The sequence below is a fragment of the Sphingorhabdus sp. Alg231-15 genome, from assembly GCF_900149705.1.
Classification (GTDB): Bacteria; Pseudomonadota; Alphaproteobacteria; order Sphingomonadales; family Sphingomonadaceae; genus Parasphingorhabdus.
In genome coordinates, this window is the sequence record NZ_LT703001.1 from 958,900 (window position 1) to 982,569 (window position 23,670).

A 23,670-nucleotide genomic window follows, 5' to 3' on the forward strand; every position below is an offset into this window, starting at 1 on the left:
CCTTTGTTCGCAACCAATCTATGACCAACTTTTTTGGTGGTCCGCATGAGTCCTAAGATAAGCGCCATGGTCGAAATAGGTGTCGTAAAAACCAGTGTCGAGCTTGTGCGCCTGCAGATACATCAGGGTCAAAATAGCGGGAACCTTTGCCGGAAACCGTCCAAAAGTGTCCTGCACATATTGCGCCATTGTCGCCACGCAATCGATAAACTCATCATTTATCGGCGCACCGCTTTTGCGCACAGCGTCGGTCTCCTTATAATGACCGGGCGTGTTGCTGTTGAACGGCCCATCTTTGCCAAATTTGCGTTTCACCACCGCTTCAACTGCAGCGCGCATATCCTTGAAATGCGGCTGACAATGCCCTTCCAAAATCCCTTCCAATCCGGTGACATGCGGCAGGGGTTCGTTGGGCAGTGTGTCAAAGCGGAAGCCCAGACCTGGCACCGCAGGATCGCCGCTTGCGCCCAGCACACTGAACGGATTGAGGCCGTCATACATCCAGCCGCCTAGCCCCATGGCCTGCAGCATGAGCGCACCAGCATAGCAAGAACAGGACAGTTCCACCGTCACTTCCGTCGCGCTAACTTGCTCGACATAGGTCATGGGATAGGGGTTCTCCAGATCAACGAGATGTTTGAATTTCTCCAGACCGGGGATCGGACGATTATTCACATCGTCATAGATGCACACACCGCCCTGAACGAAATAACATAGTGCCATGATGATGTGCTGCGCCAGATCCGCGACCGGAAAGATCATCGTACTTCCCGGCACATTGGCACACCATTCGTTGTGCATTTCCATATGCTCAGGCTTTGTCGGAATGTTCAAACGGCCATCTGCAATCTTGACGATACGCGACTTATGCGCATCCAGATAGGCCTTGAGATCAGTCTCGCCATTAGGTTTGGTCGCACCGGTCGCTGGCATGTCGCGGGTGGGAAGAAAATAGACGCCTTTGTCGTCAGTGTAGAAAAACTCGGTAATCTGGAACCCCGCACATGACGGAAAAGTCCGCCCGCCCGCAGCACCTGCATAGTTAGGGATGTGGGGCAGATAATTCGGGTTATGCGGAATCAGATTTGACCAACCGGTATTGCCGGCAACAGTTGTCAGCAACAACATCTGTTCCAGCTCTGACAGGGGTTCCGGTTTTTGCTTCGATGTGTAGGCGAGCGGTCCGTCCGAGATGGATGCGCCGCGCGCAAACCGCCGCGACCGTCGGCCGTGGATCGCTTCGATCAGCGGGAAGTTAACCGCATCGGCAAGGCCCTTGGGCAGGTCCGGAACACGGTCCAGCAGGATATTGCCTTTTGATTTTAAGGTGGCACCAGAGGCGCTGGCACCAACGCCTGCCAGCATTGTTCCGGCACCAACCATAGATGCACCAAGCAGCTTGCGCCGCGACGTTCCAAAACGTGTTTTCATTTCATGAGGGGACATGATTTTTCCTTCTAAATTTTCATTGAACCTATATGTATCCAGTGGATACTTTATATCCGCAATGATGCGTTCCTGTCAACATTTGCGATTACTAGGGAAAAACTACCACGTGAATTTTGCCCCCGTTCCACGGCCCTGAAGCATGTTTTCCAATCAACTAGCCGATTGGTTTGGGCTAACGCGATCACCGGTGTGCCGGAACGTTCTGTCTGGTAAATTTAAGCTTGACCAGACTTTCTAACATGCTGTGAAATAATCCGAAATAGAGCAACGGACAGTGAGTTTTATGGCGGCTAGCGGACAGTATCTGGCCAACTGATTGCTTGTGGAAACTGCTAGAAAAGCGCCACGTGATCACGTGGCAGACCAGGCAGTGCTTCACGGATATGTTTCAGATTGTAACAAGCGAGGACCAATGGTGACCTTTGATGAAATTGGGAAATTGGATCAATGCGACAACCCCGCGAAACTCTGGAAATATATTTTGGAGATATCCAGAAAATATGGATTTCGCGCTACGATCTACGCCTGCCCACCCCCACACAGAAAGCCAACACATCCGGAGACTATCATCAGATATGCCGGTATTTCAGATGAAGAGTTCCAAAAATTCGTAATCGCAGGGCTGATCAAACAGGGACATCTTACAACCGATAATAGCCTTCAAAAAGGCGCAGCATTTCGGTGGACAGAGATTGCCGACTTGACCAGCAGTGAGCAGAAATTCCAAAAATTAAAACAAGCTGCGAATAGCATAGATATTGATGAAGGTTGGATATTCCCGTTATTCGGACCGCAATCTCGCAACGGATTAGCCTCTTGTGGCAAGCCACTAAACGCAGAACTCATGGATAAAAAGACTGGATTGCAATTCCACATTTTTGCGCAAATGGCGCACCTTCGGTTTTGCCAGCTAACCCCTGATCTCTATGGGATAGAAAAATCTCTATCCAAACGGGAAATGCAGATTATTGCTTGGGCTGCAAAAGGAAAATCCAATGCTGAAATTGGCACTATATTGGAGTTATCCGAAAGCTCTATCGACAGCTATATGCGGCGGGCATTTGCCAAACTAGATGTCCATGATCGGACGTCTGCATCTGTAAAAGCAATCAGCATGGACCTGCTAAGAACCTAAAATCGTCTTAGCGCATTTTCTTTTATCGAGATCGCTTTTGCGCCCTCAGATAACTTATGGTGCGGACGCCAGGCAGTTGTTGAGCCAAGCCGCAACTTGTTGCTTGGTTTTTTCGCTGGCAAGATAGAGAAATTGCGGTGCCGTATATCGATTGCGATTCTCGAAGATTCCATCACGTTCCAACAGATAATCTATGCATCTTTGACACAGAGAAGTCGGCTTTTCCAGACGGTTGGAAATAGCATTAATCGTGGTCGGTTGATCGGTTTTTTCCGCAACATAAACATCCAACAAAACATCCCATACTGGGTCACCAAGCGTTAGATCGCTAAAATATTCGGATCGTAACTTGTTTTGTTCTGCGATATGCGCCGCGAATTGCAGATGGGTGAGATCGGAGTGGTTGGAGCCTTCCCCTTCCACGAAGCCCTCTAGATCCTTTTTTATGTTCAATATGTCCTCCCTCCAGAAGATTTATTGCGACCTCGACTGAATTCATATTTCATACCAGGCCTAACAGTCACGCCACGGGACCACGTGGCAAGGTCCAATATCCATAGGTTCTGCCGTTAAACCTATCTATTTTGATATCACAGCATCAAGTTCTTTCCTCTATCACAAATGCCAATCGACCCCGCAGCCTTCGCCATGTCATGCTGTTTGTATTGGGAGAGAAGAATAGACCAATGCCGATGGATTCAGCCTATATAGCGCAGATTAAACGTCTAATGGAATGGGAAGCCGGGCGAGAAGCCCCGCCGCAGGGCTTTCCGCATCTGCCAGACCTGCCTGCTGGTCGCTACACTTCCCAGGAATATTATGATCTGGAACAGCAGCATATCTGGAAGAAAAGCTGGCTTTTCGCGGCCCATATTGATGAGATCCCGGAGCCAGGTTGCTTTATGAAATGGGAAAACACCGGCACGCCGGTGATCATCGTTCATGGTATGGATGGCATAGTCAGGGCATTTTACAACACTTGTCGCCATCGCGGTGCACCGGTGGTAACCGAGGAAAATGGGCGATCACCACGTCTGATGTGCGGTTATCATAATTGGACGTACAAGACGGATGGCGAACTAATCGGCGTTCCTGAGAAACAGGATTTTACCGGACTCGACATGTCCTGCCGTAGCCTGATCCCAGTCAAATGCGAAATGCTCGGCAATGTGATTTTTGTGAACTTTGACGACGACGCAATGCCGTTGAAGCAATGGCTCGGCCCCGTCTGGAATGACTGGGAAGAATTTCAGTTCGACAAGATCAAACTAGCCGCGCGCCATAGCTTCGATCTGAACTGCAACTGGAAGGTGGCGATGGAGGCCAATATGGAGGTCTATCACGTACCCTTCATCCACCCCGAAACTGTCGCACCTTTGGTTGACAGCAAGCGCAATGTAAACACGATGTACCCCAATGGTCATGCCCGGATGCTGGCCCCTGCCCCGCAAGAAACAGACCGCGAACATGTCCGCGCCGTCGACTCACCACCAGAGTGGCAGGAGATTGACACAGTCGGCGAATTGGGCCGCACCTGCACACAAAGCTACACCATGTTCCCCAACTGGGTGTCGCCGCTATCCAATTATTTTGTACCGCCTTTGGTTTTCTGGCCGACCGGACTGAACACAACCCGGTTGGAGCTCGTCACGATGGCGCTGGACTGGGGGAACGGTCCAGCGCCAGACTTGTGGACCGTGCCGGACGAGAGCAAGCCGAATGGCCGGGATATGAGCCCGATAATCCTGGAAGACACGCAATTTGGCGAGATGATCCAGAAATCCATGGAAAGCGATGGTTTCAAGAGCGTGCCGCTAAGCTATCAAGAAGCGCGTATATATAGCTTCCACCAGAGTTGCGACAAGATGATCGGTCTCGACAATGTGCCAGAGCATCTCGCCGTTGATCAAGTGATCGGCGAGGAATGGGTCTATCCCAATGATCCGCGTGTTGCAGAGATGGAGCAATTGCAGGCAGCGGAGTAAAATTCTGCGGATGATGCGGGCGGTCATGAGACTAGGTAATCAAGCCCCTAGCTATTCGCTTCGCCCTTCCCTAAATGCACAATCATGCATTTCTTAGATCAAGCCAAAATTTATGTGAGCTCTGGCCAGGGCGGGCCCGGTGCTGTCAGTTTTCGGCGCGAAAAATATATCCAATATGGCGGCCCAGACGGCGGTAACGGCGGCAAAGGCGGCGATATTATCTTCAGGGCGGTTGAAGGTCTCAACACCTTGATCGACTTTCGCTATACACAGCATATCAAGGCACAGCGCGGCAAAGGCGGCGCTGGCCGAAACCGAACGGGTGCCGGTGGCGAAGACCGTGTCATCAAGATACCGGTGGGAACGCAGGTCCTGTCCGAAGACAAGGAGCATGTCCTGCTCGACTTTACTCGTGAAGGGCAGGAAGAAATGTTCCTCGAGGGTGGTGTTGGCGGCCGCGGTAACGCCAGCTACAAGAGCTCCACCAATCGCGCACCGCGACAGCATCAACCGGGTGAACCAGGCGAAGAGACAGCGGTATGGCTGCGACTGAAATTGATTGCGGATGCCGGTCTGGTCGGATTGCCCAATGCAGGTAAGTCAACACTGATCAACTTTGTCAGCAATTCAAAAGCCAAGGTGGGTGCTTATCCGTTCACGACAATTCACCCGCAGTTGGGCGTCGTCCAGCATCGGAGCCGCGAATTTGTTCTGGCGGATATTCCCGGCCTGATTGACGGCGCCGCGGAAGGTGCCGGCATTGGCGATCGGTTTCTCGGTCATATTGAGCGTTGCAAGGTACTGCTCCACTTGATTGATGCAACTGGTGACGACCCTGTTGCCGCTTGGAAGACCGTGACCAAGGAGCTAGAACAATATGGCGGTGGCCTGTCCAAGAAGCCTCAGATACTGGCGTTGAACAAGGCTGATCTGCTTGATGACGAGTTGATGGCTGCTATCGCCGATGATCTTCGTGCAGCAGGCGCTGAAGAGGTATTACCCCTGTCGGGCGCGACCGGAAAAGGCATGGATGCCGTCCTCGACAAGGTGCTTGAAGCGGTCGGCGGCCACAGCTCGATCGAGAAACAGGACCAAATTGCCAGCGGTGTGGATGTCGATGGCGACGAGGAGGAAAAAGCGGACTGGTCACCGCTGTGACAGCCACGTCAAATGCAGTCATCGTCGTAAAAATTGGTTCGTCCCTTCTCATTGGCGAAGACGGCACCCTGCGCCGGGGGTGGCTTGAGACACTGGTCTCTGATGTTGCAAAACGCCATCAGGCCGGCGCATCGGTCATCATAGTATCCTCCGGATCAATAGCATTGGGCGCACGCAAGCTGGGACTGGAAAAAGGCGGTCGGGCCAATCTGTCCGATGCGCAGGCCGCCGCATCCGTCGGGCAGATTGCACTGAGCAGCCTGTGGTCGGAATTGCTTGCCGAACATGACATTACGGCCGCCCAGATGTTGCTGACGCTGGACGATCTGGAAGACCGCAAGCGCTATCTCAACGTAACGGCCACGCTTGAAAAACTGCTGGAGAACGGTTCTGTTCCAGTGATTAACGAGAATGATAGCATCGCCACCGACGAAATCCGTTTTGGCGACAATGATCGGCTTGCAGCGCGGGTCGCCCAAGCGGCCTCTGCTGATCATGTCTACCTCTTGTCCGATGTCGACGGCCTGTATGACAGGACCGCTGGCGGCGCAGCGGAGGGGCAGTTTATCGGCCTCGTAGAACAGGTGGATGCGCGGATCATGGCGATGGCGGACGGTTCGTCATCGTCTGGCTTGGGCTCTGGCGGCATGACGTCAAAGCTTGAAGCCGCGCAGATCGCCAATCTGGCCGGGATCGAATTGTCGATTATTTCCGGCCGGGAAGAGCATCCATTGGAACGCTATGCGCTGACTGACGTCGGCACCCTGTTCAAAGCCAGCGGCAATGCCAATGCCCGCAAAAGCTGGTTGGGTGGCCGCCTGACCTCTGCCGGAACAATCACGATTGATACTGGTGCTGCTAAAGCACTAAGCGAAGGAAATAGCCTGCTAGCCGCCGGGATAGTGACTATTGATGGCCAGTTTGAACGCAGTGATGTTGTTGAAATTGCCAATCCCGATGGCCGAGTCATCGCGCGGGGTCTGGCGGAATATGATGCGCTCGACTGTGCAAAGATTATCAGGCGTCGCAGCTCCGAGCTCGAGGCCTTGCTCGGCTACGCACCGCGCAGCGCTGTCGTCCATCGAAATCAGATGGTGCTGGTATGAAGCGGGACATGGACAGGTAACCGCATGCGGACGAAACCAACTCTGGCAATCACCGGTGCGACCGGTTTTGTGGGCAGTCATCTGCTTAATCTCGCGGTACGCGCCGGTTTTCCGGTACGCGCCCTCACTCGCCAGACACAGGATGATCGCCCCAATGTCACGTGGGTGCGCGGCGCTCTGGACAACCCAGCCAGCCTTAGCGTGTTGTGCACTGGAGCGGATGTGGTGATTCACATTGCTGGTGTGGTCAATGCGCCCACCCGGGAAGAGTTTGAAGCGGGCAATGTTGCTGGAACCTTGGCGGTGGTCGAGGCTGCCAAGAAATCGGGATGCAAACGCTTCATTCATGTCTCATCGCTCGCCGCAACATTGCCAAAACTGTCAATCTATGGTGACACCAAGGCCAGAGCGGAAAAGATCGTCGCATCAAGTGGGCTCGATTGGACGATCATTCGGCCTCCGGCGATTTACGGCCCCGGAGATGGGGAAATGCTGGAACTTTTCAAAATGGCGAAAACCGGCTTCATCACCCTGCCCCCAGATGCCGACGGCCGGCTGTCGGCTATTCATGTCGATGACCTGTCCCGCGCATTGATGACAATCATTCCCGAGCATGAAGAGCTGACCACCCGGATCTTTGAGGTGGACGACGGTAAGACTGGCGGATGGACACAAAAAAGCTTCGCAAAGGCCGTTGGTTGGGCGACTGGCAGGCGAATCAAACCGATAGCAACACCTAGATTTCTGCTGGAACTGGGCGCAAAGGCCGATCGCTTTTTTCGCCGCGATAAAGCCAAACTGACCGAGGATCGAGTGAACTATTTCTGCCATGATGACTGGACGGTCGACCCGGCCAAACGTCTGCCACCCGAACTGTGGACTCCACAAATCGAAACGCGGCAGGGGCTGAAAGACACCGTAAAATGGTACCGTCAGAACGACTGGCTCTGACACCTCCTAAAATCATTAGCTGCCATTCTCTGCAAACCGGCGCATAAATACGAGCTAGGAGATGATGTTATGGAAAGCAATGCTGCGGTGCGCAATGACGTGCCCACTCATGATTTCGACATATATAGCGAACCGGCGATCAAGGTCGATGTCCATGATGCCTTTCTGGCCCTGAAAAACGAAGCCCCTCCCCTGTTTTGGACGCCTCAAAATGGTGGCCATTGGATTGTCACCGATGGCGATTTGATGATCGATTTGCTGCGCAAACCGAATATCTTTTCCAACGAGAACTTCTCGATTCCGCATATTGAAAACATACCCAAAACAATCCCGCTATCTCTCGATCCGCCAGAACATCGACCCTATCGCCAGATGATGCGACCGTTCTTCGAGAAAAAAGCGATTGCGCCCCTGCAAGAGAGGATCCAGCAATGGGCAGACAGGCTTATCGGCGCGGTCCAGGCCGACAGGCAGTGTGAATTTATCGACGCAGTCGGCTCGCGCTTTCCGGTATCGGTTTTTATGGAAATGCTCGGACTCCCGCTTGACCGATTTGATGAGTTTCGCGCGCTTGTAGACGAGAATTTTGCACTAGCTGGCACGCCCGAAGTGGCTCAAGTTCAACAGAAGATTATCGCGATGTTGGCGGAATTTGTGAAAGAGCGCCAGGCTGACCCGAAGGACGATATGATGAGTCATATCATCCGATCCGATATTGACGGACGCACTCTTTCATTCGAAGAATTGCTTTCGATCGCGCATCTTCTGTTTCTCGCAGGGCTAGACACTGTTGTTAATGCACTCAGTTTCAGCATGAAGCATCTGGCGATAGATACAGCGCTGCAGTCAAGAATTACCGATGATCCTGCCTGTATTCCCGATGTCACCGAAGAATTGTTGCGCCGCTACAGCTTTGTCAATCTGCCCCGCCAGATCAACGAAGATACGGTATTGGGCGATCAGAAATTGTCCAAGGGGGAGAAGATTATCTGCCCGCTTGCCATGATCGGATGGGAGGATAAGCTCAACGAAGATCCGATGACTGTTTCGGTTGATCGCAAACATTATCGCCATGGCGCTTTTGGATCGGGAATCCACACCTGTCTGGGGCTGCATCTCGCGCGGATGGAGCTGCATATTTTCTATGAAACCTGGTTCCGTGAGATTGGCCGGTTTCAATTGGACCCCGATAAACCGAAAGGAGCCATGCGCGGCGGTGTGGTCTGGGCGATTGAAGAACTCTGGCTCAGCTGGGAATAGACCAGCCGTTTAAAGCAGCGGACCCACAAATTGCTCCGCTAGATATGTCACGAAAGTCATTGATAAACCAAGTAGAAATACTCGGTAAGCAAGACCCAGATAGCGGTATTTCTTCCGCTCGAGTACTACACCCATTTGATAAATATCACGCAACATCGTGCGATAAACCGTTTCCTGATCCACGAAATTCTCCTCCAAAAGCTGATCTTTGAACTCGTCTTCCGATATTTTGGAGAACGCGCCGAAAAACAGCATATTGGGATTGGCACCTGCCCGTATCTTGGTCGCTGGCATTACGGCAATCGCGGCCAGACCGGCCGCAGAAAACGCTGAAATAGCGAGTATCAGCAAAGGCAGAGAGAAGCTGCTGGCATGGCTTTGTCCTATAGCCAGAGTAAACACCACAAATGTTGCGCCAATAAGCATATTAGCTTTGTGATCGGCCATCAGACTGAGTTGAACATGATGTTGCTGGGTCGTACGCAGCAATTGGATGACTTCATCCGGCCATTTTCGTTCCTCAGTCATGCTCGACCCTCCGCAAAGGCGCGACCCGATGCGCCGCAAGAGTGACATAATCGGCGCAATTGGGCAAGTTACGGGGTAGATGCCCACCCTTGTGCCCTGTTTCGGCCTTATTCGCTTGCCAATGGGGACTTCATATTGGCAAAGGTTGCTTAGAATGAAGCAGGCCGGGATATTGGGGAATTAAACATGGCAAGTCGCGAAGAAATTATGGCCAAGGTGGAAACCTTGATTGGACCCTTTAACAATAAGGGCGTCGAGCTGAAAGACGATACCACCTTTGCCGGCGATCTGGAGTGGGACAGCCTGACGGTTATGGATTTTGTTGCTGCGGTGGAAGACGAGTTTGATATCATCATCACCATGAACATGCAGGCCGAAATCGAAAATGTCGGTCAGCTTGCTGACGCTGTCGCCAAATTGATGGATAACTGAACAACAATTTCGTCAATGCAATCTTGAGCAAGCATCTCATTGGAAACAACGGTCTCCAAGAGATGCTGATCCAAGTTCAGCATGACGATCAATAGAGAAGCAAATGACCGACCTACTGAGTAAATTTGACCCGCTGATTCAGGAACGCGAAACGCTGCTTGCAACGGGCGTCAAAGATCCCTTCTCCCTCGTGATGGAAGAAGTAAAATCACCCACTGTCGCCATGTGTAATGGCAAAGAAACCATCCTGCTTGGCACCTATAATTATATGGGCATGACCTTTGACGATGATGTCCAGCAAGCTGGACTACAAGCGCTCAAGGACTTTGGCTCTGGAACTACTGGCAGCCGCGTTCTCAACGGCACCTACAGCCCGCACAAGGATTGCGAAGAAGCGCTCAAAGAATTTTACGCGATGGACCATGCAATGGTCTTCTCCACCGGCTATCAGGCCAATCTAGGAATCATTTCCGCGCTAGCTGGCAAAGGTGACTATGTCATTCTCGACATTGACAGCCATGCCTCCATTTATGATGGCTGCGCTATGGGCAATGCAGAAATTGTCGCCTTCCGCCACAATGATGTCGAAGCACTGGAAAAACGGCTGAAGCGCCTTCCTGCCGACGCCGGCAAACTGGTCGTACTCGAAGGTGTCTATTCGATGCTTGGTGATGTTGCACCGCTCAAAGAGATGATCCGGATCTGTAAAGAAAACGGGGCCATGACCTTGGTTGATGAAGCGCATAGCATGGGCTTTATCGGCGAGAATGGCCGCGGTGTGGTTGAGGACCAGGGCGTTATCGACGATGTTGATTTCATCATCGGAACGTTCAGCAAATCGGTGGGAACCGTTGGCGGCTTCTGCGTCTCCAACCATCCGAAATTTGAAATCTTGCGGCTGGTTTGCCGTCCCTACGTGTTCACGGCCTCTCTGCCGCCAAGCGTAATGGCAACCGCGAGCACCTCGATCCGCAAGCTGATGCACAGCGGAAACAAGCGCGCGCATTTGTGGGAAAATAGCAAGAAACTCCACAAGGGACTGCGCGATCTGGGCTTTGAGCTGGGCACTCCGGACGCGCAAAGCGCGATTATAGCAGTGATCATGCCTGATCTGGAACGCGGTGCGATGATGTGGCAGGCTCTTCTCGAAGAAGGCCTCTACGTCAATCTGGCGCGGCCACCAGCAACGCCGGCAAACATGACCTTGCTGCGTTGCTCACTTTGTGCCGAGCATACGACCGAACAAGTTGATCAAATTCTCGGCATGTTTGAAGCAGCAGGCAAAGCGGTTGGCGCAATCTAATCCTCCTCGCGGGAGACAGGAATGACTAACAGTCTGCTCATCGAACAACGCGGTGCGATTGAAATTCTCTCGCTCAATCGGCCGGATAAACTGAACACGATGAACGAAGACATGATCTTCGCGCTACAGGATTATTTTCGCGGGCTGCAGGACCGACATGACGTTCGGGTGGTTCTGTTTCGCGCAGAAGGACGGGCTTTTTGTGCAGGCCTGGATATCGGCGCCTGGAAAAATGACGGATCGCGGGGACAAGTCCAGCATATCTGGCGCACGCAGCGCAGCATTGCGACGGTCATGCAGCTTATGCGGCAATGTCCACAGCCGATTATCGCGCTAGGGCAAGGCGCGGCTTGTGGTGGCGGTTTCTCGCTCCTGCTCGCCAGCGATGTCCGCTATGGTGCACCAAGTCTGAAAATGAACGCGGCCTATATCAAAATCGGCCTTGGCGGCTGCGATATGGGGTCGAGCTATTTCCTACCGCGGCTTGTCGGATCATCGCTCGCGTCCGAACTGCTCCTGACCGGCCGGTTCATTCATGCTGAACGCGCTGAGAAACTGGGGTTGATCAGTGAAGTTGTCGAGGAAGACAAACTGGTCAGCACCGGTCTTTCTCTCGCTGAAGAGATGCTCGACACGGCACCCATGGGCCTGCGCCTGACCAAAGATGCGCTTAACCGCAATATCGATGCGCAAAGTTTTGAGGCGGCGATGGCGATTGAAGACCGGCAACAAGCGATGCTGAGCCTGACGGAAGACAGCCGCGAAGCCGCCAAGGCCTTTTTCAGCAAGCGTAAGCCGGACTATAAGGACCGCTAACCCGGGTCACCTAACGATCGCGGTTTTCGGTGCCCTGCCCTGCCGTGATAAAAAGTGCTGTCGCTTCTGCTTCAATATCCGCGGTGTGCCACACACCGGGTGGATTGATTGCATATTCACCTTCCTGAAGCGCTATCTGTTTCTCTGATCCATCTTCCATTTGCTGAATCAGCGACATTTCGCCTTTGATGCACATGACAACTTCAGCACCAACGGGGTGCATTTCCCAAACGGTCCATGGCTCCGTAAACTGGTGTAGCGACACAAGGCGTCCCTCTGCTCCATCATTGGCGTGGCGTTCGCCATAGGCTTGATACCAGGCCGGATCGCCAGTGAAACGGGGTTCGGAAAATGCAGTTGCACCCAGCCCCAGATGAATGGGATTGTCGGTAAGATTATCAGCCATAGTTCGCCTCCCTGAAATTCAGAAGCACACCCTACCCTATTTAATCGCACCACCGGCAATTAATCGCGGCAACATCGTAAGCGCGCCCAGTATCGGCCATTTCCGCTGCCAGGGTTTGATTTCATAGTTGGTACCGGCATGGCGGTTGATCTTCCAGGCGAGATAATCAATCCCTCCGGCATAGGTTCCTGACGCTTTTGCGAGGCGGGCCAGAGTCAAAAGCTTGCCATTGCGCCGCAGGGTCTTCCAACGCTTTTCCGCCTCTGCAAGCGACAGCTCGCGAGTTTCTGATGGATCCTGCTCTTGTATAAGAGCCATTGTGGCAAGACCAAAACGTTCGTAACGCTGGGGATCGGCATCAACCACTGAGCCGGGACGGTTGGCCCGTTCGGCCCTTAGTTCGGCTCCATAGGTCAGCTCAAACCCCCGATGCCAGATGTGCATCGGCGTCTGCGGCTCAATGCCCAACACTGGCAAGGCGAGTGCAAACAGGGTCACAGGCGCACAGGCAATCGCCGCCACCGCTTTATCGCGCGCTGCATCATCAGCACACCAGACCAGACGTGACGGCTGCGCAAAGCGCGCCCAAACACTTACTGCACTGGCCTCTAGTCCATTTAGCTTGTGGAAATCCTCTTCGCTCAGCACTGCAATCTTGGCGACCAATCCGTCATGCTCCGCCGGAAAGACATTTGGCGGCAGGAGCTTGTTTGCCCGGACCAGCCAGCTTTTCCCATAAGCAGCTTCATAGCTGGACACGATCAAGTAGAAATCCAGCATCTGCCCTTCCAGCTCCGTCGTCCTGAGACAAGAGCCATAAAAGAGGACCGCCCGAGAGGCATCGCCATATTGCGCCGCAACAGCAGCTGCGAAAGCGGACACACGAGGATCAACCGGCTCTGCCAGCTCCTCTTCTACAAGGGGTTCCAGATAACTCACCCGGCGGATGATAGCCTAAGCAGCGAGGCGAAGGAAAGATACGGGCTTCGTCGATTTCAAAACAATCGGACGCCCTTCCTGGGCACGGAACAATTCACCGTCCATCACGACATTGCTATTTTCGCCTTCGATCCGGATCATATCGCCTTGCTCAAGATGAATACCTTTTTGCGCTGTCTTGCCGAGACGACCGAACAGAACGGAGAAAATGAAACGCAGCAGTGCCGCCGGTTTCTGGTCAATTGCCATGAACTGAAGGCGTCCGCGCTTTCCACGTGATTGGGTCAAGCGGCGCATCAGCAGCAATTTTTCAAGCGTTGTCACGATCAGGATGGCAAAATTACCCTGATATTGCCCCTTCTTGATCAAAGAAATACTGATTGGCGAGGGTTTGTTCGGTAGAAATTTTGCGCGTATTCCAAACAGTACCGAAGCCAAAGCAGCAAAAACTGTCAACACGTGGGATGCCGCATTTGGCAAGCCCAGGGGATAGATTTTATGCCGGCAGTATAGAATAAATTCCGATAAGCCCGCTCCGCCAAGGAACATACCCAGCACGACTTTGCTATCCTTGCGACCATCGGACAGCGCAATCAGTTCGCGATCTACAAGATGTTCATGCAAATCATGCTTGGCCATTTCCACGATGCGTTCGAGTGCTTTCAGCGGATTGCCTTCCGCACCCAGATCAAGAGCGATCAGATTGGTTTTGCCATTAGGCAATACTGCAACCGGCGGTGGGTTATCTCCAAAATGCCCACCTTGGTGCAATTCGGTAAGCGCCGCCTGGACGGTGCCGTCACCACCATTGATCACCAACACTTTGGGTTTCACTTTTGCAATCGTCTGCAACGCTTTGGTAATCTCGTCCACGGCATCGACTTCATAATGGAAAACATCACAGTTTTTAACACAATAAGAGCGTACTTCCGGCAATATCGCACGATTACCCGTGGAATTTGGATTCGAAAGTAGCGCTACATTGGCCATTATTTAGTTGCCCGTTTCTCTGAAATATCTGACCGTCACAGATATTTCATCTTGATGTTGATCGATTTCACTTCATTGCCAACCGTGAATTTGGTCTTTTTGTAACTCGGCTTGCCCAAATTAAAGATATTGATGCTCGGGTTGTTCGACATACCGCCACCATCTTTGGAGATATCAGTCTTGCCATTTCCGTTCACATCGTGACGTACGGCGATGCCATAGGTACCGCTGGCAGGCATAGGCACGCAAAAAGTCATAGTATCGCTCTTTGCAGGCGCCTCAATGCGGCTAATCCACGCACCTTTTTTCAGCCACTCCGATTTCGTTCCGCGATAGCTTTGTACGCGAATCTTTCCGGATGCCGCCTTGACGCCGCTCAAATTCACTAGAACAGCCGGACCATTGCCAGACCTGCATTTGCTCATATCATTTGAAATTTTTTGCCCAGCGGTTACTGCCGATGCAGGCATGGCCAAGACGGCGGTTGAAAGCGCAAGAGACGCTGCAAATTTCAACATGACGAAAATACTCCTAGTCGTTATACCCGCGTTCAAACTGCGGCGGATAGAGAATCAGCCCCGATATAGATGGGGTTATGAAAATGATTTGCGGCAGAAACATGGTGAGAGGGCGACGATAAGTTGAAATTACTGAATTCTACCGATCGCTATATCGCCCGTCTGATCGCCGTTCCGCTATTCAGCACGCTGGTCATTGCCGCCATGTTGCTGGTACTTGAGAAGATGTTGAGGCTGTTCGATTTTGTTGCAGCCGAGGGCGGCCCGGTCAGTGTAGTCTGGCGGATGCTCGCCAATCTTATTCCAGAATATCTGTCTCTTGGCATTCCGATTGGCTTGATATTGGGGATTTTGCTAGCGTTTCGCAAGTTGGCACTGAGCTCGGAACTGGATGTTTTTCGCGCTGTTGGTCAAGGTTATAACCGTCTTTTGAGAGTGCCTTACATGTTTGCTGTGGCGCTCATGTTGGTCAATCTGGCTCTTGTGGGCTTCATCCAGCCACTGTCCCGATATTATTACGAGGAGTTGCGCTTTGAGCTGCGTTCTGGCGCACTTGGCGCATCTATAAAAGTCGGCGAATTCACCAATTTGGGCTCCAAAATGACCATGCGCATCGAAGAAAGTCGCGACAATGGCACAAAATTGAGTGGCATGTTTGTCCGCGCCGAAGGCAAGTCCGGTCAGATTGTCTCGGTAACCGCAGAAAATGGACAGTTTCTTGCGACGGACGATCCAGACACGATCATATTACGTCTGTCTCAAGGTGTTCTGATTCATGATGCTCCCAATTATGACAAACCACGCATATTAAGCTTCAGCAGTCATGATCTGCCGATCGATCTACCGGATATCGAGGCTTTCCGTTCTAGGGGCGGTAAAGATCTCGAATATACTATACCGGAGTTGGTAAAAGTCGGTCTGGACGAAACCCGTCCCGTAGCGGAGCGCAATCAAAGTCGTGCGAATTTTCACTACCGAATGGTCGAAGTGGTCATGATGTTGCTGATGCCTCTATTGGCGTTGGCGCTTGCGATTCCGCCGAAAAGATCCAATTCAGCATTGGGGGTTTTCATCTCGATCGTGATGATTGTAACCTATCATAAGGTCAACCAATATGGAGAGGATCTGGGAGCGCTCGGTATAGTTGATCCGATTATTGCGCTTTGGGTCCCGTTCCTGCTGTTTGGCGGGCTAATATTGTGGATGTACCATATGGTCGCGCATGTACCCGGAGGACAACCGATCGGAGCGCTCGAGAAAGCCTTTTCAAGATTTGGTGGCGTTTTCAAAGGATTGCTTAACTTCAACCGAAAGCGGGCGGATGTTAAATAATTGCCTTGCAGTCCCCGACCTTATTGAGGAAGGCGGGCAGTCATGAACTTTTTCCCATCACGAACACTCGCTTTCTACATGGCGAAAATGCTGACACTTCGGACTCTGGCGGTCCTGGCATTGCTCGTGCTGGTTTTGCAGGCTTTGGACCTGCTCGGTGAAAGTGGCCGTATCCTGGCGCAGGAAGGCAATGGGCAAGGCGAGCTTTGGACCTATGTCACCTTGCGCGCACCACAGCTGGTTGCGCGATTCCTGCCCTTTGCGGTTCTGTTAGGCACGATTGTCACAGCGGCAACGCTAAACCAGAATAGCGAAGTTATTTCGATGAAAGCAGGCGGCCTTTCTGCGCATCAGATTCTTGCTCCCTTGATCATAACAAGCATGTTCGTGGCTATCATATCCTTTCTGTTTAACGAGACGGTCGTCGCCCCTGCGACTGCCAGATTGTCGGCCTGGGAAAAGGTGGAATATGGGCCGATTCCTGCGGCCAGCAATGTGCGGACCAATGTTTGGGTTCGCGATGGCAGTAATCTGGTCAACGCAAAGACAGTAATCGGGCGCGGCACCGACGTGGTCCTGCGAGATATCACCATATATGACCGGTCAAGCAACGGCCTACGTAGTCTGATGGAAGGCAAGGAAGCAACGTTCACAGGATCATCCTGGATGATGACCGGCGTTACCCAATTTAACGTCCTGACCGGCACAGAAGAACAAAAAGACAGTATGATTGTCGGCGATACGCTTCGTCCGGATCAATTCACATTGGCCAATGTTAACGCAGCAGGACTGTCCTTTTGGCAACTCAGATCCGCTATTGCCGAACTGAAGGAAGCCGGACGGCCAACCATGGGGCTTGAAGCCAGTTTCTGGCATAAGATTTCAGGCCCGTTATCTGCGGTACTCATGCCGCTATTGGGCGCCGTTGCCGCCTTTGGTCTGGCGCGGTCAGGACAGTTATTCGTCCGCGCTGTTCTTGGCATGGCACTTGGCTTTGCCTATTTTGTCGCGGATAATTTTTCGCTAGCTATGGGAACAATCGGGGCTTACCCGCCGATTTTAGCCGCATGGGCACCGTTTTTCCTGTTTTTCCTGATCGGCGAAACCGTGCTTATCCGGACAGAGGAATAGCGTTAGCTCGCTTTGTCAGGTTGGCCAGAAGCCGCATGGCCAGAGCTGCCTCGCACCAGTCCGGCAACCAAACCCCAAAGCCCTTCGTGATTGGCACGGTAATAAGTCGACTCTTTTGGCAATGCCTCGGCGATGCGGCGGTGCGCCTCGCCAAGTCCGTGATACGGAACGCCGGGCAACAAATGATGCAAGGCATGATAACGCAAGCCTACTGGAGCCCAGAGCGCTGGGAGCAGAGCAGGTGGCGGTACGTTGACACTGTCAAGATACTGCTCGGTCACGCTCATAACCTCGCCGTCATTTTCCCACAAATGTGCCACCAGAGTTCTGATCTGATTGAGCACAACCGAACCGGCAGCGATCGCAACTACGATCAGAAACGCTTTCATTGGCAAAAACCCGGTTGCCACAGCCGTTAGCAACGCAATTGCCCAGATGCTTGCTGCAATTTCCTGCACATACCATTGTTTCTTGAACTCACCTTCAGGCGGACGCCGACGAAATTCGGGATTGATAATCAAACCGGAATAGCGCTCCACCACCAGCTTTCTCAACGGAGGAATTAGCGCAGAAAGCGGAGCCAGTAACGCATAGCGGATAAACAATCCAATCGGCGCCAGAGCGGAAACCAGGACAAAAAGCGGAACGGTATAAGGCTTCATCAAAGCCAATGGCAGATATTCAGGGTCTTCCGCCGTTCCATAGCGCGTACGCGCATGATGGAGATTGTGGATTCCTTCATACATGAAAGATGGCAGCAACAATGGAATACCGACAAGCGCGTTCCATGCGAAGCGAAATCCCGGAAGTGATCCGCGACGTATGTGGGTCAGTTCATGGATGAAACTCCCCGCACGATAGAGTGCAAGCACTGAGATAACTCCGGACAACACCGCCAGAATGATATCATCAACCATGATCGCTGCGATCATTGCACCATATCCAATTACGGCAGAAGCAGCGAGATCCGACCAGTAGATCATCGGACGAACGGCATTAAGATCACGCGTGACTTTGGCAGCCGTGCGGATCAATTCGTTATCATCAAAAGCCGCCGCTTTTGCGGTATCGGTCGCCTGAGGAAGGGAATGTTTCATAATATCCTGTCTTCGTGTTCTGGTGCCTACAGCAACACATCATGGCGAGATGATGGCATTGCTATGGTTTCTTAAGCTACCTCGCGCCATTACAATGGCCGTTTCAAGCGCTTGACATACTAGCCTAATTAGCGCCACAGCTTGGCAAAGCTAAGTGCAATTCAATGCTTAAAAGGTGCAATAAACTGTAGTGTCCTCGCATATAGTCATTCAACCCGTCACGACCAAGGCCCAACTCAAGAGCTTTGTTGAACTGGCCTATCGTTTAAACGCGGATGATCCGCATTGGGTACCGCCGCTAAAATCCGAAGTTTATGCGCTGCTCAGCCCCAAGAAAAACCCGTTTTTTGAGCATGCGACGGTTCAGCTTTTCCTTGCCGAACAGGGCGGGGAAATCGTTGGCAGAATTAGCGCGCATATCGATCATTTGGCGCTGGAACAACCTGTTGAACAGGGTTTTGGCCCCGGTACCGGTAGCTGGGGTTTGCTCGAGGCGGAAAACGGAGAGGCTACAGGAGCGCTGATCGAAGCAGCTGAGGCATGGCTGAAAGAGCAAGGTATGCATCGCATAATCGCGCCGATAAGCCTGTCAGTATGGGATGAACCGGGCCTGCTCACTACCGGACATGATCATAGCCCAACCGTGATGATGGGACATCACAAGCCGGAATATCGGGGCTGGATTGAAAGTAGCGGTTATGAGAGCGCAAAAAAGCTTATCACTTATGATTTGCCCATCTTAGAAGATTTTCCGCCGCTGATTGAACGAATTGTGAAATCGGGAGAACGCAGCAGCAAGCTGAAACTCCGCAAAGTCGATAAATCACATTTTGACCGTGACGCAAAAATCATCATGGATATCTTAAATGATGCATGGTCGGACAATTGGGGATTTGTTCCAATGACAGATCATGAGATTGACCATGTCGGCGTCAAATTAAAGCCGATTGTATATGAAGAGCTAATCATGATTGCGGAACTGGAAGGAAAACCGGTGGCCTTCATGATGTCCCTGCCCGATCTCAATGATCGAACGAAAAAAATGAAGGGCAGTTTGCTGCCGTTTAACTGGATTAAGCTCCTTTGGTGGCTAAAATTTCCAACATCTCCGACCATGCGTGTACCGCTAATGGGGGTCGTCAAGGAATTGCAAAACAGTCGGATGGCCAGTCAGATGGCATTTATGATGATCGAATATATCCGCCGCGAAGCTGTTGCAAAATATGGCGCAACCCGCGGAGAACTGGGCTGGGTATTGGATGATAACCAAGGAATGATAGCGATTGCTGACGCCATCGAGTCCAAGATTAATCGGGTTTATACGCTATATGAAAAAGCGATCTGAGGAGACATATAGTCCCCAGACATGCGCTGCTAACGGATCTCAACGAAGCGCTGTGCATCCTTTCGCACCAGTGCGTCGATACCATACATCCATAAATCATTATGTCCGCCGCCTTGAACCGGATGGGATATCTTGGGTTCCTTTGCCGCATCGAACAGTTTTTGTCCCATCGCGAACGGTATGAGCTCGTCATTGGTGCCATGGATCCAGCTTAATGGCATATCCACCTGATCAATCCGGTTCAGCGAGCGATAGCGGTCCTTGGTCAACAGTTTGGCCGGTAAAATCGGAAATTGCCGCTGCGCCATGTCATCCATGCCCGTATAGGCCGCTTCCAGGATCAAACCGGCTGCCTCGTTGCGGGATGCCAACCATGTTGCAACCCCCGTACCCAGAGACTGGGCTGCAATCACAATTTTTTCAGCGCTATGGCCATTGATGATCAACCAATCATAATGGGCCTGTGCTGCAGCATAAAAGGCGTCTTCACTAGGCGCTCCTGGATTTCCGCCATAGCCTGGATAGCCAACCGCAAGCACCCCTGCACCATCTTGCGCCAGAGCCTGGTAAATCGGCAACCGCAACGCCGGCGAACCCGCATTGCCATGAAAATGAAGAATAACAGGTTTCGTTTGATCGGTCGGTGCACGCCAAAAGGACAGCAGCTCGCCCGACCCTTTCACCGCTATATTCACTGCGCTAAAATCTGCGTCTTTCAGTTCCATTTCGGTCAGAACCGTTTGATCAGGGAAATAAAGCAGGCTGCGCTGAAAGCTGTAAGCCAAAGCAACAATTACCAAATAAAGCCCCGCAGATATGGCCAAGCTCCCGAGCATGGCACGCATCAGATATCGAGTTCAATCCATGTTGGTGCATGGTCGCTGGCTTTTTCCCGCCCACGGTGGTCCTTATCGACACCGCAATGGCTAAGCCGGTCAGCGGCAAGTGGACTCAGCAGCAGATGATCGATCCGGAAACCCTGATCGCGCTGCCAACCACCGCTGCGATAATCCCAATAAGTCCAGATCTTGCCTGCGGGATAGGTCACGCCCAGCGCATCGGTCCAGCCATCATTGATTATGCGCTGATAAGCTTGCCGACTTTCCGGCTGCATCAGTGCGTCATTTTCCATCGCTTTGACCGAGAACACATCATTATCGCGCGGAATAACATTATAATCGCCGGCCAGAACTGCTGGAATTTCCTCCTGCCAGATTTCAGCGGCCCGGTTGCGTAGGCGCTTCATCCAACGCAATTTGAAGTCAAATTTTGGACCTGGCTGCGGATTGCCATTAGGGAGATAGATACTCGCCACCCGAACAGAAGTCCCATCCGTACTCTTCACATTGGCTTCAAGATAACGGCTGTGTTCGTCTTCAGGCTCACCATCGAGACCGCGCTTTGTCTCTTCCGGTTGCTGGTCTCGGGTTAGAATGGCCACCCCATTAAAGCTCTTTTGCCCGTGCCAGATCGCTCCATAGCCGATCTTTTCAAATTCAGCTGCCGGAAAGCCTTCATCCTGGCTTTTGATTTCCTGCAGACATGCGACATCGGGTTTGGTCTCTTCAAGCCATTCCAATAGACGCGGCAGGCGCGCCTTTATGCCATTAATGTTGAAACTCGCTATTCTCACTGCTGTGGCGATCAGACAGAGAAGCTGGAACCGCAACCACAGCCGGACGCCGCGTTGGGATTGGTCACTTGAAACGCGCTTCCGCCAAGCGACTCCACAAAATCGACGGCGCTACCGCGCACCAGATCCAAACTGATCTCATCAACCACCAAAGTCACTCCAGATTCGTTGACCGCAATATCATCGGACTCAATCTCTTCGGCCAGGCCAAAGCGATACTGAAACCCTGAACATCCGCCACCTTCAACCGCCAAGCGCAAGATTGCCGGCTTTTCCTGCTTTTCAGCAATAGCCGCCACACGTTTCGCAGCATTAGGCGTCAGAATGATATCCTGTTCGGATTTTTGATCGGCTGTCTGGGTCATGAGCATAAGATAGGGATTGTACTGCAGAGTGTCAAAAGAAGCTGCGAGAAAATTGGCCGCAAATGTAAGTCAGGCAATAAAAAGGGCCGGTAAGCGTTTCAGCGTCACCAGCCCTTTTAAAGCACCCTCTCCCAAAGGTGTTTCGGAATATCAGCTTAGCCTATTCAGCCGGTCCACCAAGAGCAACGCCGGGTGTTGCTTTTTGCGCCAGCAGAAAATCGTTGGATTGCATGAATGGAACCGGGTTTACCGCTTCGCCAGCAATGCGCACTTCATAGTGAAGATGGCTTCCCGTCGAACGGCCGGTCGAGCCCATGAATCCTATCAAATCGCCGCTTTTGACGCGTGCGTTGGCTTTGACATTAAGGCGGGACATATGTCCGTAACGGGTCTGGATCTCGTTACCGTGATTGATTTCAATATAATTGCCATAGCCACGAACCCATTGCGAGCGGCCTACGATACCATCGGCTGTTGCATAAATAGGTGTTCCTACAGGACCGGCCATATCGATACCTTTATGGCGAGCGCGGCGGCCTTTGAATGGATCAGACCGAAAACCGTAAGAACTCGTCAATCTATAGGAATCTACTGGCTTGCGGGATGGAATGGTTAGCTTAACAGGTGTTTTCTTTCCCTGTCCGGACCATTTGTTGAACAGAAGCCGGAAAGCGGGATCAGCCTCACCCAATACGTTTTCAGAACCGGATGACTTGTTTTTCAAAACATCGACCGGAAGGCTAGCATCCGCATCCTCTGCTTCGGCAGCCATCGCTGTGGTGGAAAAACTCATTGCTGATCCGAAGATCGCAACTGCTGTGATTTTGCTCACAGCTCCTTTATACAAACCTACTACGCTATCGGTCATAAACTGATCGAGCCCTGCTACTGCGAACCGAAGAACAACTCGGTTCAAAAATTTTGACAGAAATTCTGCCCCCGTTCTGTATGAGCTAGAAGTAGGTTTATTTTGGTTAATTATTCAATACCAAGATAATATTCCTGAGTTAAACCGGCTGCATGGCGGGCTGAGTCGTTAAATGGAGGCTTTAACCCGCCTCTAAAGTGAGATTTTACAAGATTTTTCCAGTGGTGATGGGGGTCTGTTTTTTCCCTTTCACAGTAATATTCGAACCATTTCGTGCCGAAAAACACGTGATTTATCTCGTCATGATAGATACGGTTCAGCACCTTCGCCGTGAGCATATCACCCTGAGCCTTGAAGCGCTCAACCGTATCAAGTGTGATATCCAGCCCCCGTGCTTCAAGTACCATCGGGACAATCGCCAGCCTCGCAGAGGCATTGTAGGCCGTCTCTTTTGCAGTATCCCAAAGGCCGTCATGAGCTGGCAGATCGCCATAAAAACTGCCCATTTCCCGCAGCCTACGATCCAAAAGCACGAAATGCATCGCTTCTTCGGCTCCAACACGGAACCAGTCGTCGGCAAATTCAGCTGGAAACTCGGCTCCAAATCGCCCGATCATATCGAAAGCCAGGTCGATTGCGACAAATTCAATATGGGCCAAGGCGTGGATTAACGCGATACGTTTCGTCACCGATGTCCCTTTGCCTCGCCGGGGCATCTGACCAGGTCGAAGGAGTTCAGGCCGACTAGGTCGGGCCGGAACATCGGGCATTGAGACGCTAAAATCCTGGTTCAACCTACCCTTGCGCCATTCTCTGGCAGCTTGCCGCGCCGCCATGACCTTCGCCGCAGGATCGGAGGTCATAAGAACCCGCCTTACTGCATCGCCCGCCGACGGCTTCATGGTTGTAGCAATGTTCAAAGC

At 52.1% G+C, this 23,670-nt stretch carries 25 protein-coding genes; 12 read left to right on the forward strand and 13 right to left on the reverse strand.

The window, feature by feature from the left end:
• Positions 1-18: 18 nt before the first annotated feature.
• Positions 19-1,446, reverse strand: a complete 1,428-nt coding sequence (locus DG177_RS04645) for a hypothetical protein (RefSeq protein ID WP_337658507.1) — start codon at positions 1,444-1,446, stop codon at positions 19-21.
• Positions 1,447-1,861: 415 nt separating this feature from the next.
• Between DG177_RS04645 and DG177_RS04650 the strand changes: the two genes are divergently transcribed.
• Positions 1,862-2,584 carry a LuxR C-terminal-related transcriptional regulator gene (locus tag DG177_RS04650; RefSeq protein ID WP_108810429.1) on the forward strand — a complete coding sequence of 241 codons (723 nt, stop codon included), beginning with the start codon at positions 1,862-1,864 and terminating at the stop codon, positions 2,582-2,584.
• A gap of 54 nt (positions 2,585-2,638) precedes the next feature.
• On the opposite strand, the gene DG177_RS04655 is transcribed toward DG177_RS04650, so the two are convergent.
• Positions 2,639-3,037 (reverse strand): hypothetical protein, encoded by a 399-nt coding sequence (locus DG177_RS04655; RefSeq protein WP_108810430.1) that lies wholly within the window; start codon positions 3,035-3,037, stop codon positions 2,639-2,641.
• 233 nt (positions 3,038-3,270) lie between these two features.
• Here DG177_RS04655 and DG177_RS04660 point away from each other — a divergent pair, with 233 nt between their 5' ends.
• The 5 genes from DG177_RS04660 (at position 3,271) to DG177_RS04680 (ending at position 9,044) form a co-directional block, all read left to right on the forward strand.
• Positions 3,271-4,569 carry an aromatic ring-hydroxylating oxygenase subunit alpha gene (locus DG177_RS04660; protein WP_337658508.1) on the forward strand — a complete coding sequence of 433 codons (1,299 nt, stop codon included), beginning with the start codon at positions 3,271-3,273 and terminating at the stop codon, positions 4,567-4,569.
• An 84-nt stretch (positions 4,570-4,653) separates the two neighbouring features.
• The gene (gene obgE / locus DG177_RS04665) at positions 4,654-5,727 is read left to right on the forward strand and encodes a GTPase ObgE (RefSeq protein ID WP_108810431.1); all 1,074 of its coding nucleotides are present in this window, start codon (positions 4,654-4,656) and stop codon (positions 5,725-5,727) included.
• Positions 5,724-6,833, forward strand: coding sequence for a glutamate 5-kinase (gene proB / locus DG177_RS04670; RefSeq protein ID WP_337658509.1), 1,110 nt, complete (start codon positions 5,724-5,726; stop codon positions 6,831-6,833). The genes obgE and proB overlap by 4 nt, the downstream gene beginning before the upstream one ends.
• Positions 6,834-6,857: 24 nt before the next feature.
• Entirely contained in the window at positions 6,858-7,784 is a 927-nt protein-coding gene (locus tag DG177_RS04675; RefSeq protein WP_337658510.1) for an NAD-dependent epimerase/dehydratase family protein, read from the forward strand.
• 69 nt (positions 7,785-7,853) lie between these two features.
• The gene (locus DG177_RS04680; RefSeq protein WP_108810433.1) at positions 7,854-9,044 is read left to right on the forward strand and encodes a cytochrome P450; all 1,191 of its coding nucleotides are present in this window, start codon (positions 7,854-7,856) and stop codon (positions 9,042-9,044) included.
• Positions 9,045-9,053: 9 nt separating this feature from the next.
• On the opposite strand, the gene DG177_RS04685 is transcribed toward DG177_RS04680, so the two are convergent.
• Positions 9,054-9,572, reverse strand: a complete 519-nt coding sequence (locus DG177_RS04685) for a Pycsar system effector family protein (RefSeq protein WP_108810434.1) — start codon at positions 9,570-9,572, stop codon at positions 9,054-9,056.
• 186 nt (positions 9,573-9,758) lie between these two features.
• On the opposite strand from DG177_RS04685, the gene DG177_RS04690 reads away from it, so the two are divergent.
• The 3 genes from DG177_RS04690 (at position 9,759) to DG177_RS04700 (ending at position 12,123) form a co-directional block, all read left to right on the forward strand.
• Positions 9,759-10,004 carry a phosphopantetheine-binding protein gene (locus DG177_RS04690; protein WP_108810435.1) on the forward strand — a complete coding sequence of 82 codons (246 nt, stop codon included), beginning with the start codon at positions 9,759-9,761 and terminating at the stop codon, positions 10,002-10,004.
• A gap of 103 nt (positions 10,005-10,107) precedes the next feature.
• The gene (spt, locus tag DG177_RS04695; RefSeq protein WP_108810436.1) at positions 10,108-11,307 is read left to right on the forward strand and encodes a serine palmitoyltransferase; all 1,200 of its coding nucleotides are present in this window, start codon (positions 10,108-10,110) and stop codon (positions 11,305-11,307) included.
• A 21-nt stretch (positions 11,308-11,328) separates the two neighbouring features.
• Entirely contained in the window at positions 11,329-12,123 is a 795-nt protein-coding gene (locus DG177_RS04700) for an enoyl-CoA hydratase-related protein (RefSeq protein WP_108810437.1), read from the forward strand.
• 10 nt (positions 12,124-12,133) lie between these two features.
• Here DG177_RS04700 and DG177_RS04705 read toward each other — a convergent pair whose 3' ends face one another.
• From DG177_RS04705 to DG177_RS04720, 4 genes are read right to left on the reverse strand one after another with little or no spacing between them, the layout of a single operon-like run.
• Positions 12,134-12,529 carry a cupin gene (locus tag DG177_RS04705; protein WP_108810438.1) on the reverse strand — a complete coding sequence of 132 codons (396 nt, stop codon included), beginning with the start codon at positions 12,527-12,529 and terminating at the stop codon, positions 12,134-12,136.
• Positions 12,530-12,565: 36 nt separating this feature from the next.
• Positions 12,566-13,468 carry a hypothetical protein gene (locus DG177_RS04710; RefSeq protein WP_108810439.1) on the reverse strand — a complete coding sequence of 301 codons (903 nt, stop codon included), beginning with the start codon at positions 13,466-13,468 and terminating at the stop codon, positions 12,566-12,568.
• Positions 13,469-13,483: 15 nt separating this feature from the next.
• A complete protein-coding gene (locus DG177_RS04715) occupies positions 13,484-14,458 on the reverse strand; it encodes a diacylglycerol kinase family protein (RefSeq protein WP_108810440.1) in 975 nt (324 codons plus the stop codon).
• A 35-nt stretch (positions 14,459-14,493) separates the two neighbouring features.
• The gene (locus tag DG177_RS04720; RefSeq protein WP_108810441.1) at positions 14,494-14,976 is read right to left on the reverse strand and encodes a DUF2141 domain-containing protein; all 483 of its coding nucleotides are present in this window, start codon (positions 14,974-14,976) and stop codon (positions 14,494-14,496) included.
• Between the two features lie 123 nt (positions 14,977-15,099).
• Here DG177_RS04720 and lptF point away from each other — a divergent pair, with 123 nt between their 5' ends.
• Positions 15,100-16,308, forward strand: a complete 1,209-nt coding sequence (gene lptF, locus DG177_RS04725) for an LPS export ABC transporter permease LptF (protein WP_108810442.1) — start codon at positions 15,100-15,102, stop codon at positions 16,306-16,308.
• Between the two features lie 42 nt (positions 16,309-16,350).
• Complete coding sequence (gene lptG, locus DG177_RS04730) at positions 16,351-17,439, forward strand: LPS export ABC transporter permease LptG (protein WP_337658511.1); 1,089 nt, start codon at positions 16,351-16,353, stop codon at positions 17,437-17,439.
• 2 nt (positions 17,440-17,441) lie between these two features.
• Here lptG and DG177_RS04735 read toward each other — a convergent pair whose 3' ends face one another.
• Positions 17,442-18,536 (reverse strand): fatty acid desaturase, encoded by a 1,095-nt coding sequence (locus tag DG177_RS04735; protein ID WP_108810443.1) that lies wholly within the window; start codon positions 18,534-18,536, stop codon positions 17,442-17,444.
• A gap of 190 nt (positions 18,537-18,726) precedes the next feature.
• On the opposite strand from DG177_RS04735, the gene DG177_RS04740 reads away from it, so the two are divergent.
• Positions 18,727-19,881: a GNAT family N-acetyltransferase gene (locus DG177_RS04740; protein ID WP_108810444.1), complete on the forward strand. Its 1,155-nt coding sequence runs from the start codon at positions 18,727-18,729 to the stop codon at positions 19,879-19,881.
• A gap of 29 nt (positions 19,882-19,910) precedes the next feature.
• Here the strand turns inward: DG177_RS04740 and DG177_RS04745 are convergent, their stop codons facing one another.
• From DG177_RS04745 to DG177_RS04765, 5 genes are all read right to left on the reverse strand, one after another.
• On the reverse strand, positions 19,911-20,681 hold the full coding sequence (locus DG177_RS04745) for an alpha/beta hydrolase (protein WP_337658512.1): 771 nt from the start codon (positions 20,679-20,681) through the stop codon (positions 19,911-19,913).
• A gap of 44 nt (positions 20,682-20,725) precedes the next feature.
• A complete protein-coding gene (gene xth, locus DG177_RS04750; protein ID WP_108810446.1) occupies positions 20,726-21,514 on the reverse strand; it encodes an exodeoxyribonuclease III in 789 nt (262 codons plus the stop codon).
• An 11-nt stretch (positions 21,515-21,525) separates the two neighbouring features.
• Positions 21,526-21,879 carry an iron-sulfur cluster insertion protein ErpA gene (gene erpA / locus DG177_RS04755; protein ID WP_108812775.1) on the reverse strand — a complete coding sequence of 118 codons (354 nt, stop codon included), beginning with the start codon at positions 21,877-21,879 and terminating at the stop codon, positions 21,526-21,528.
• Positions 21,880-22,039: 160 nt separating this feature from the next.
• Positions 22,040-22,711 carry a M23 family metallopeptidase gene (locus DG177_RS04760; protein ID WP_337658513.1) on the reverse strand — a complete coding sequence of 224 codons (672 nt, stop codon included), beginning with the start codon at positions 22,709-22,711 and terminating at the stop codon, positions 22,040-22,042.
• A 146-nt stretch (positions 22,712-22,857) separates the two neighbouring features.
• Positions 22,858-23,610 carry a ferritin-like domain-containing protein gene (locus tag DG177_RS04765; RefSeq protein WP_337658514.1) on the reverse strand — a complete coding sequence of 251 codons (753 nt, stop codon included), beginning with the start codon at positions 23,608-23,610 and terminating at the stop codon, positions 22,858-22,860.
• Between the last annotated feature and the right edge of the window lie 60 nt (positions 23,611-23,670).

Coding starts and splice junctions, on each gene's coding strand:
- lptG (WP_337658511.1), top strand. CDS start 16,351: ATGAACTTTTTCCCATCACGAACACTCGCTTTCTACATGGCGAAAATG.
- DG177_RS04720 (WP_108810441.1), bottom strand. CDS start 14,976: ATGTTGAAATTTGCAGCGTCTCTTGCGCTTTCAACCGCCGTCTTGGCC.
- DG177_RS04705 (WP_108810438.1), bottom strand. CDS start 12,529: ATGGCTGATAATCTTACCGACAATCCCATTCATCTGGGGCTGGGTGCA.
- DG177_RS04690 (WP_108810435.1), top strand. CDS start 9,759: ATGGCAAGTCGCGAAGAAATTATGGCCAAGGTGGAAACCTTGATTGGA.
- spt (WP_108810436.1), top strand. CDS start 10,108: ATGACCGACCTACTGAGTAAATTTGACCCGCTGATTCAGGAACGCGAA.
- DG177_RS04680 (WP_108810433.1), top strand. CDS start 7,854: ATGGAAAGCAATGCTGCGGTGCGCAATGACGTGCCCACTCATGATTTC.
- DG177_RS04700 (WP_108810437.1), top strand. CDS start 11,329: ATGACTAACAGTCTGCTCATCGAACAACGCGGTGCGATTGAAATTCTC.
- obgE (WP_108810431.1), top strand. CDS start 4,654: ATGCATTTCTTAGATCAAGCCAAAATTTATGTGAGCTCTGGCCAGGGC.
- erpA (WP_108812775.1), bottom strand. CDS start 21,879: ATGACCCAGACAGCCGATCAAAAATCCGAACAGGATATCATTCTGACG.
- DG177_RS04650 (WP_108810429.1), top strand. CDS start 1,862: ATGGTGACCTTTGATGAAATTGGGAAATTGGATCAATGCGACAACCCC.
- DG177_RS04735 (WP_108810443.1), bottom strand. CDS start 18,536: ATGAAACATTCCCTTCCTCAGGCGACCGATACCGCAAAAGCGGCGGCT.
- DG177_RS04660 (WP_337658508.1), top strand. CDS start 3,271: ATGCCGATGGATTCAGCCTATATAGCGCAGATTAAACGTCTAATGGAA.
- DG177_RS04675 (WP_337658510.1), top strand. CDS start 6,858: ATGCGGACGAAACCAACTCTGGCAATCACCGGTGCGACCGGTTTTGTG.
- DG177_RS04715 (WP_108810440.1), bottom strand. CDS start 14,458: ATGGCCAATGTAGCGCTACTTTCGAATCCAAATTCCACGGGTAATCGT.
- DG177_RS04765 (WP_337658514.1), bottom strand. CDS start 23,610: ATGACCTCCGATCCTGCGGCGAAGGTCATGGCGGCGCGGCAAGCTGCC.
- DG177_RS04645 (WP_337658507.1), bottom strand. CDS start 1,446: ATGTCCCCTCATGAAATGAAAACACGTTTTGGAACGTCGCGGCGCAAG.
- DG177_RS04685 (WP_108810434.1), bottom strand. CDS start 9,572: ATGACTGAGGAACGAAAATGGCCGGATGAAGTCATCCAATTGCTGCGT.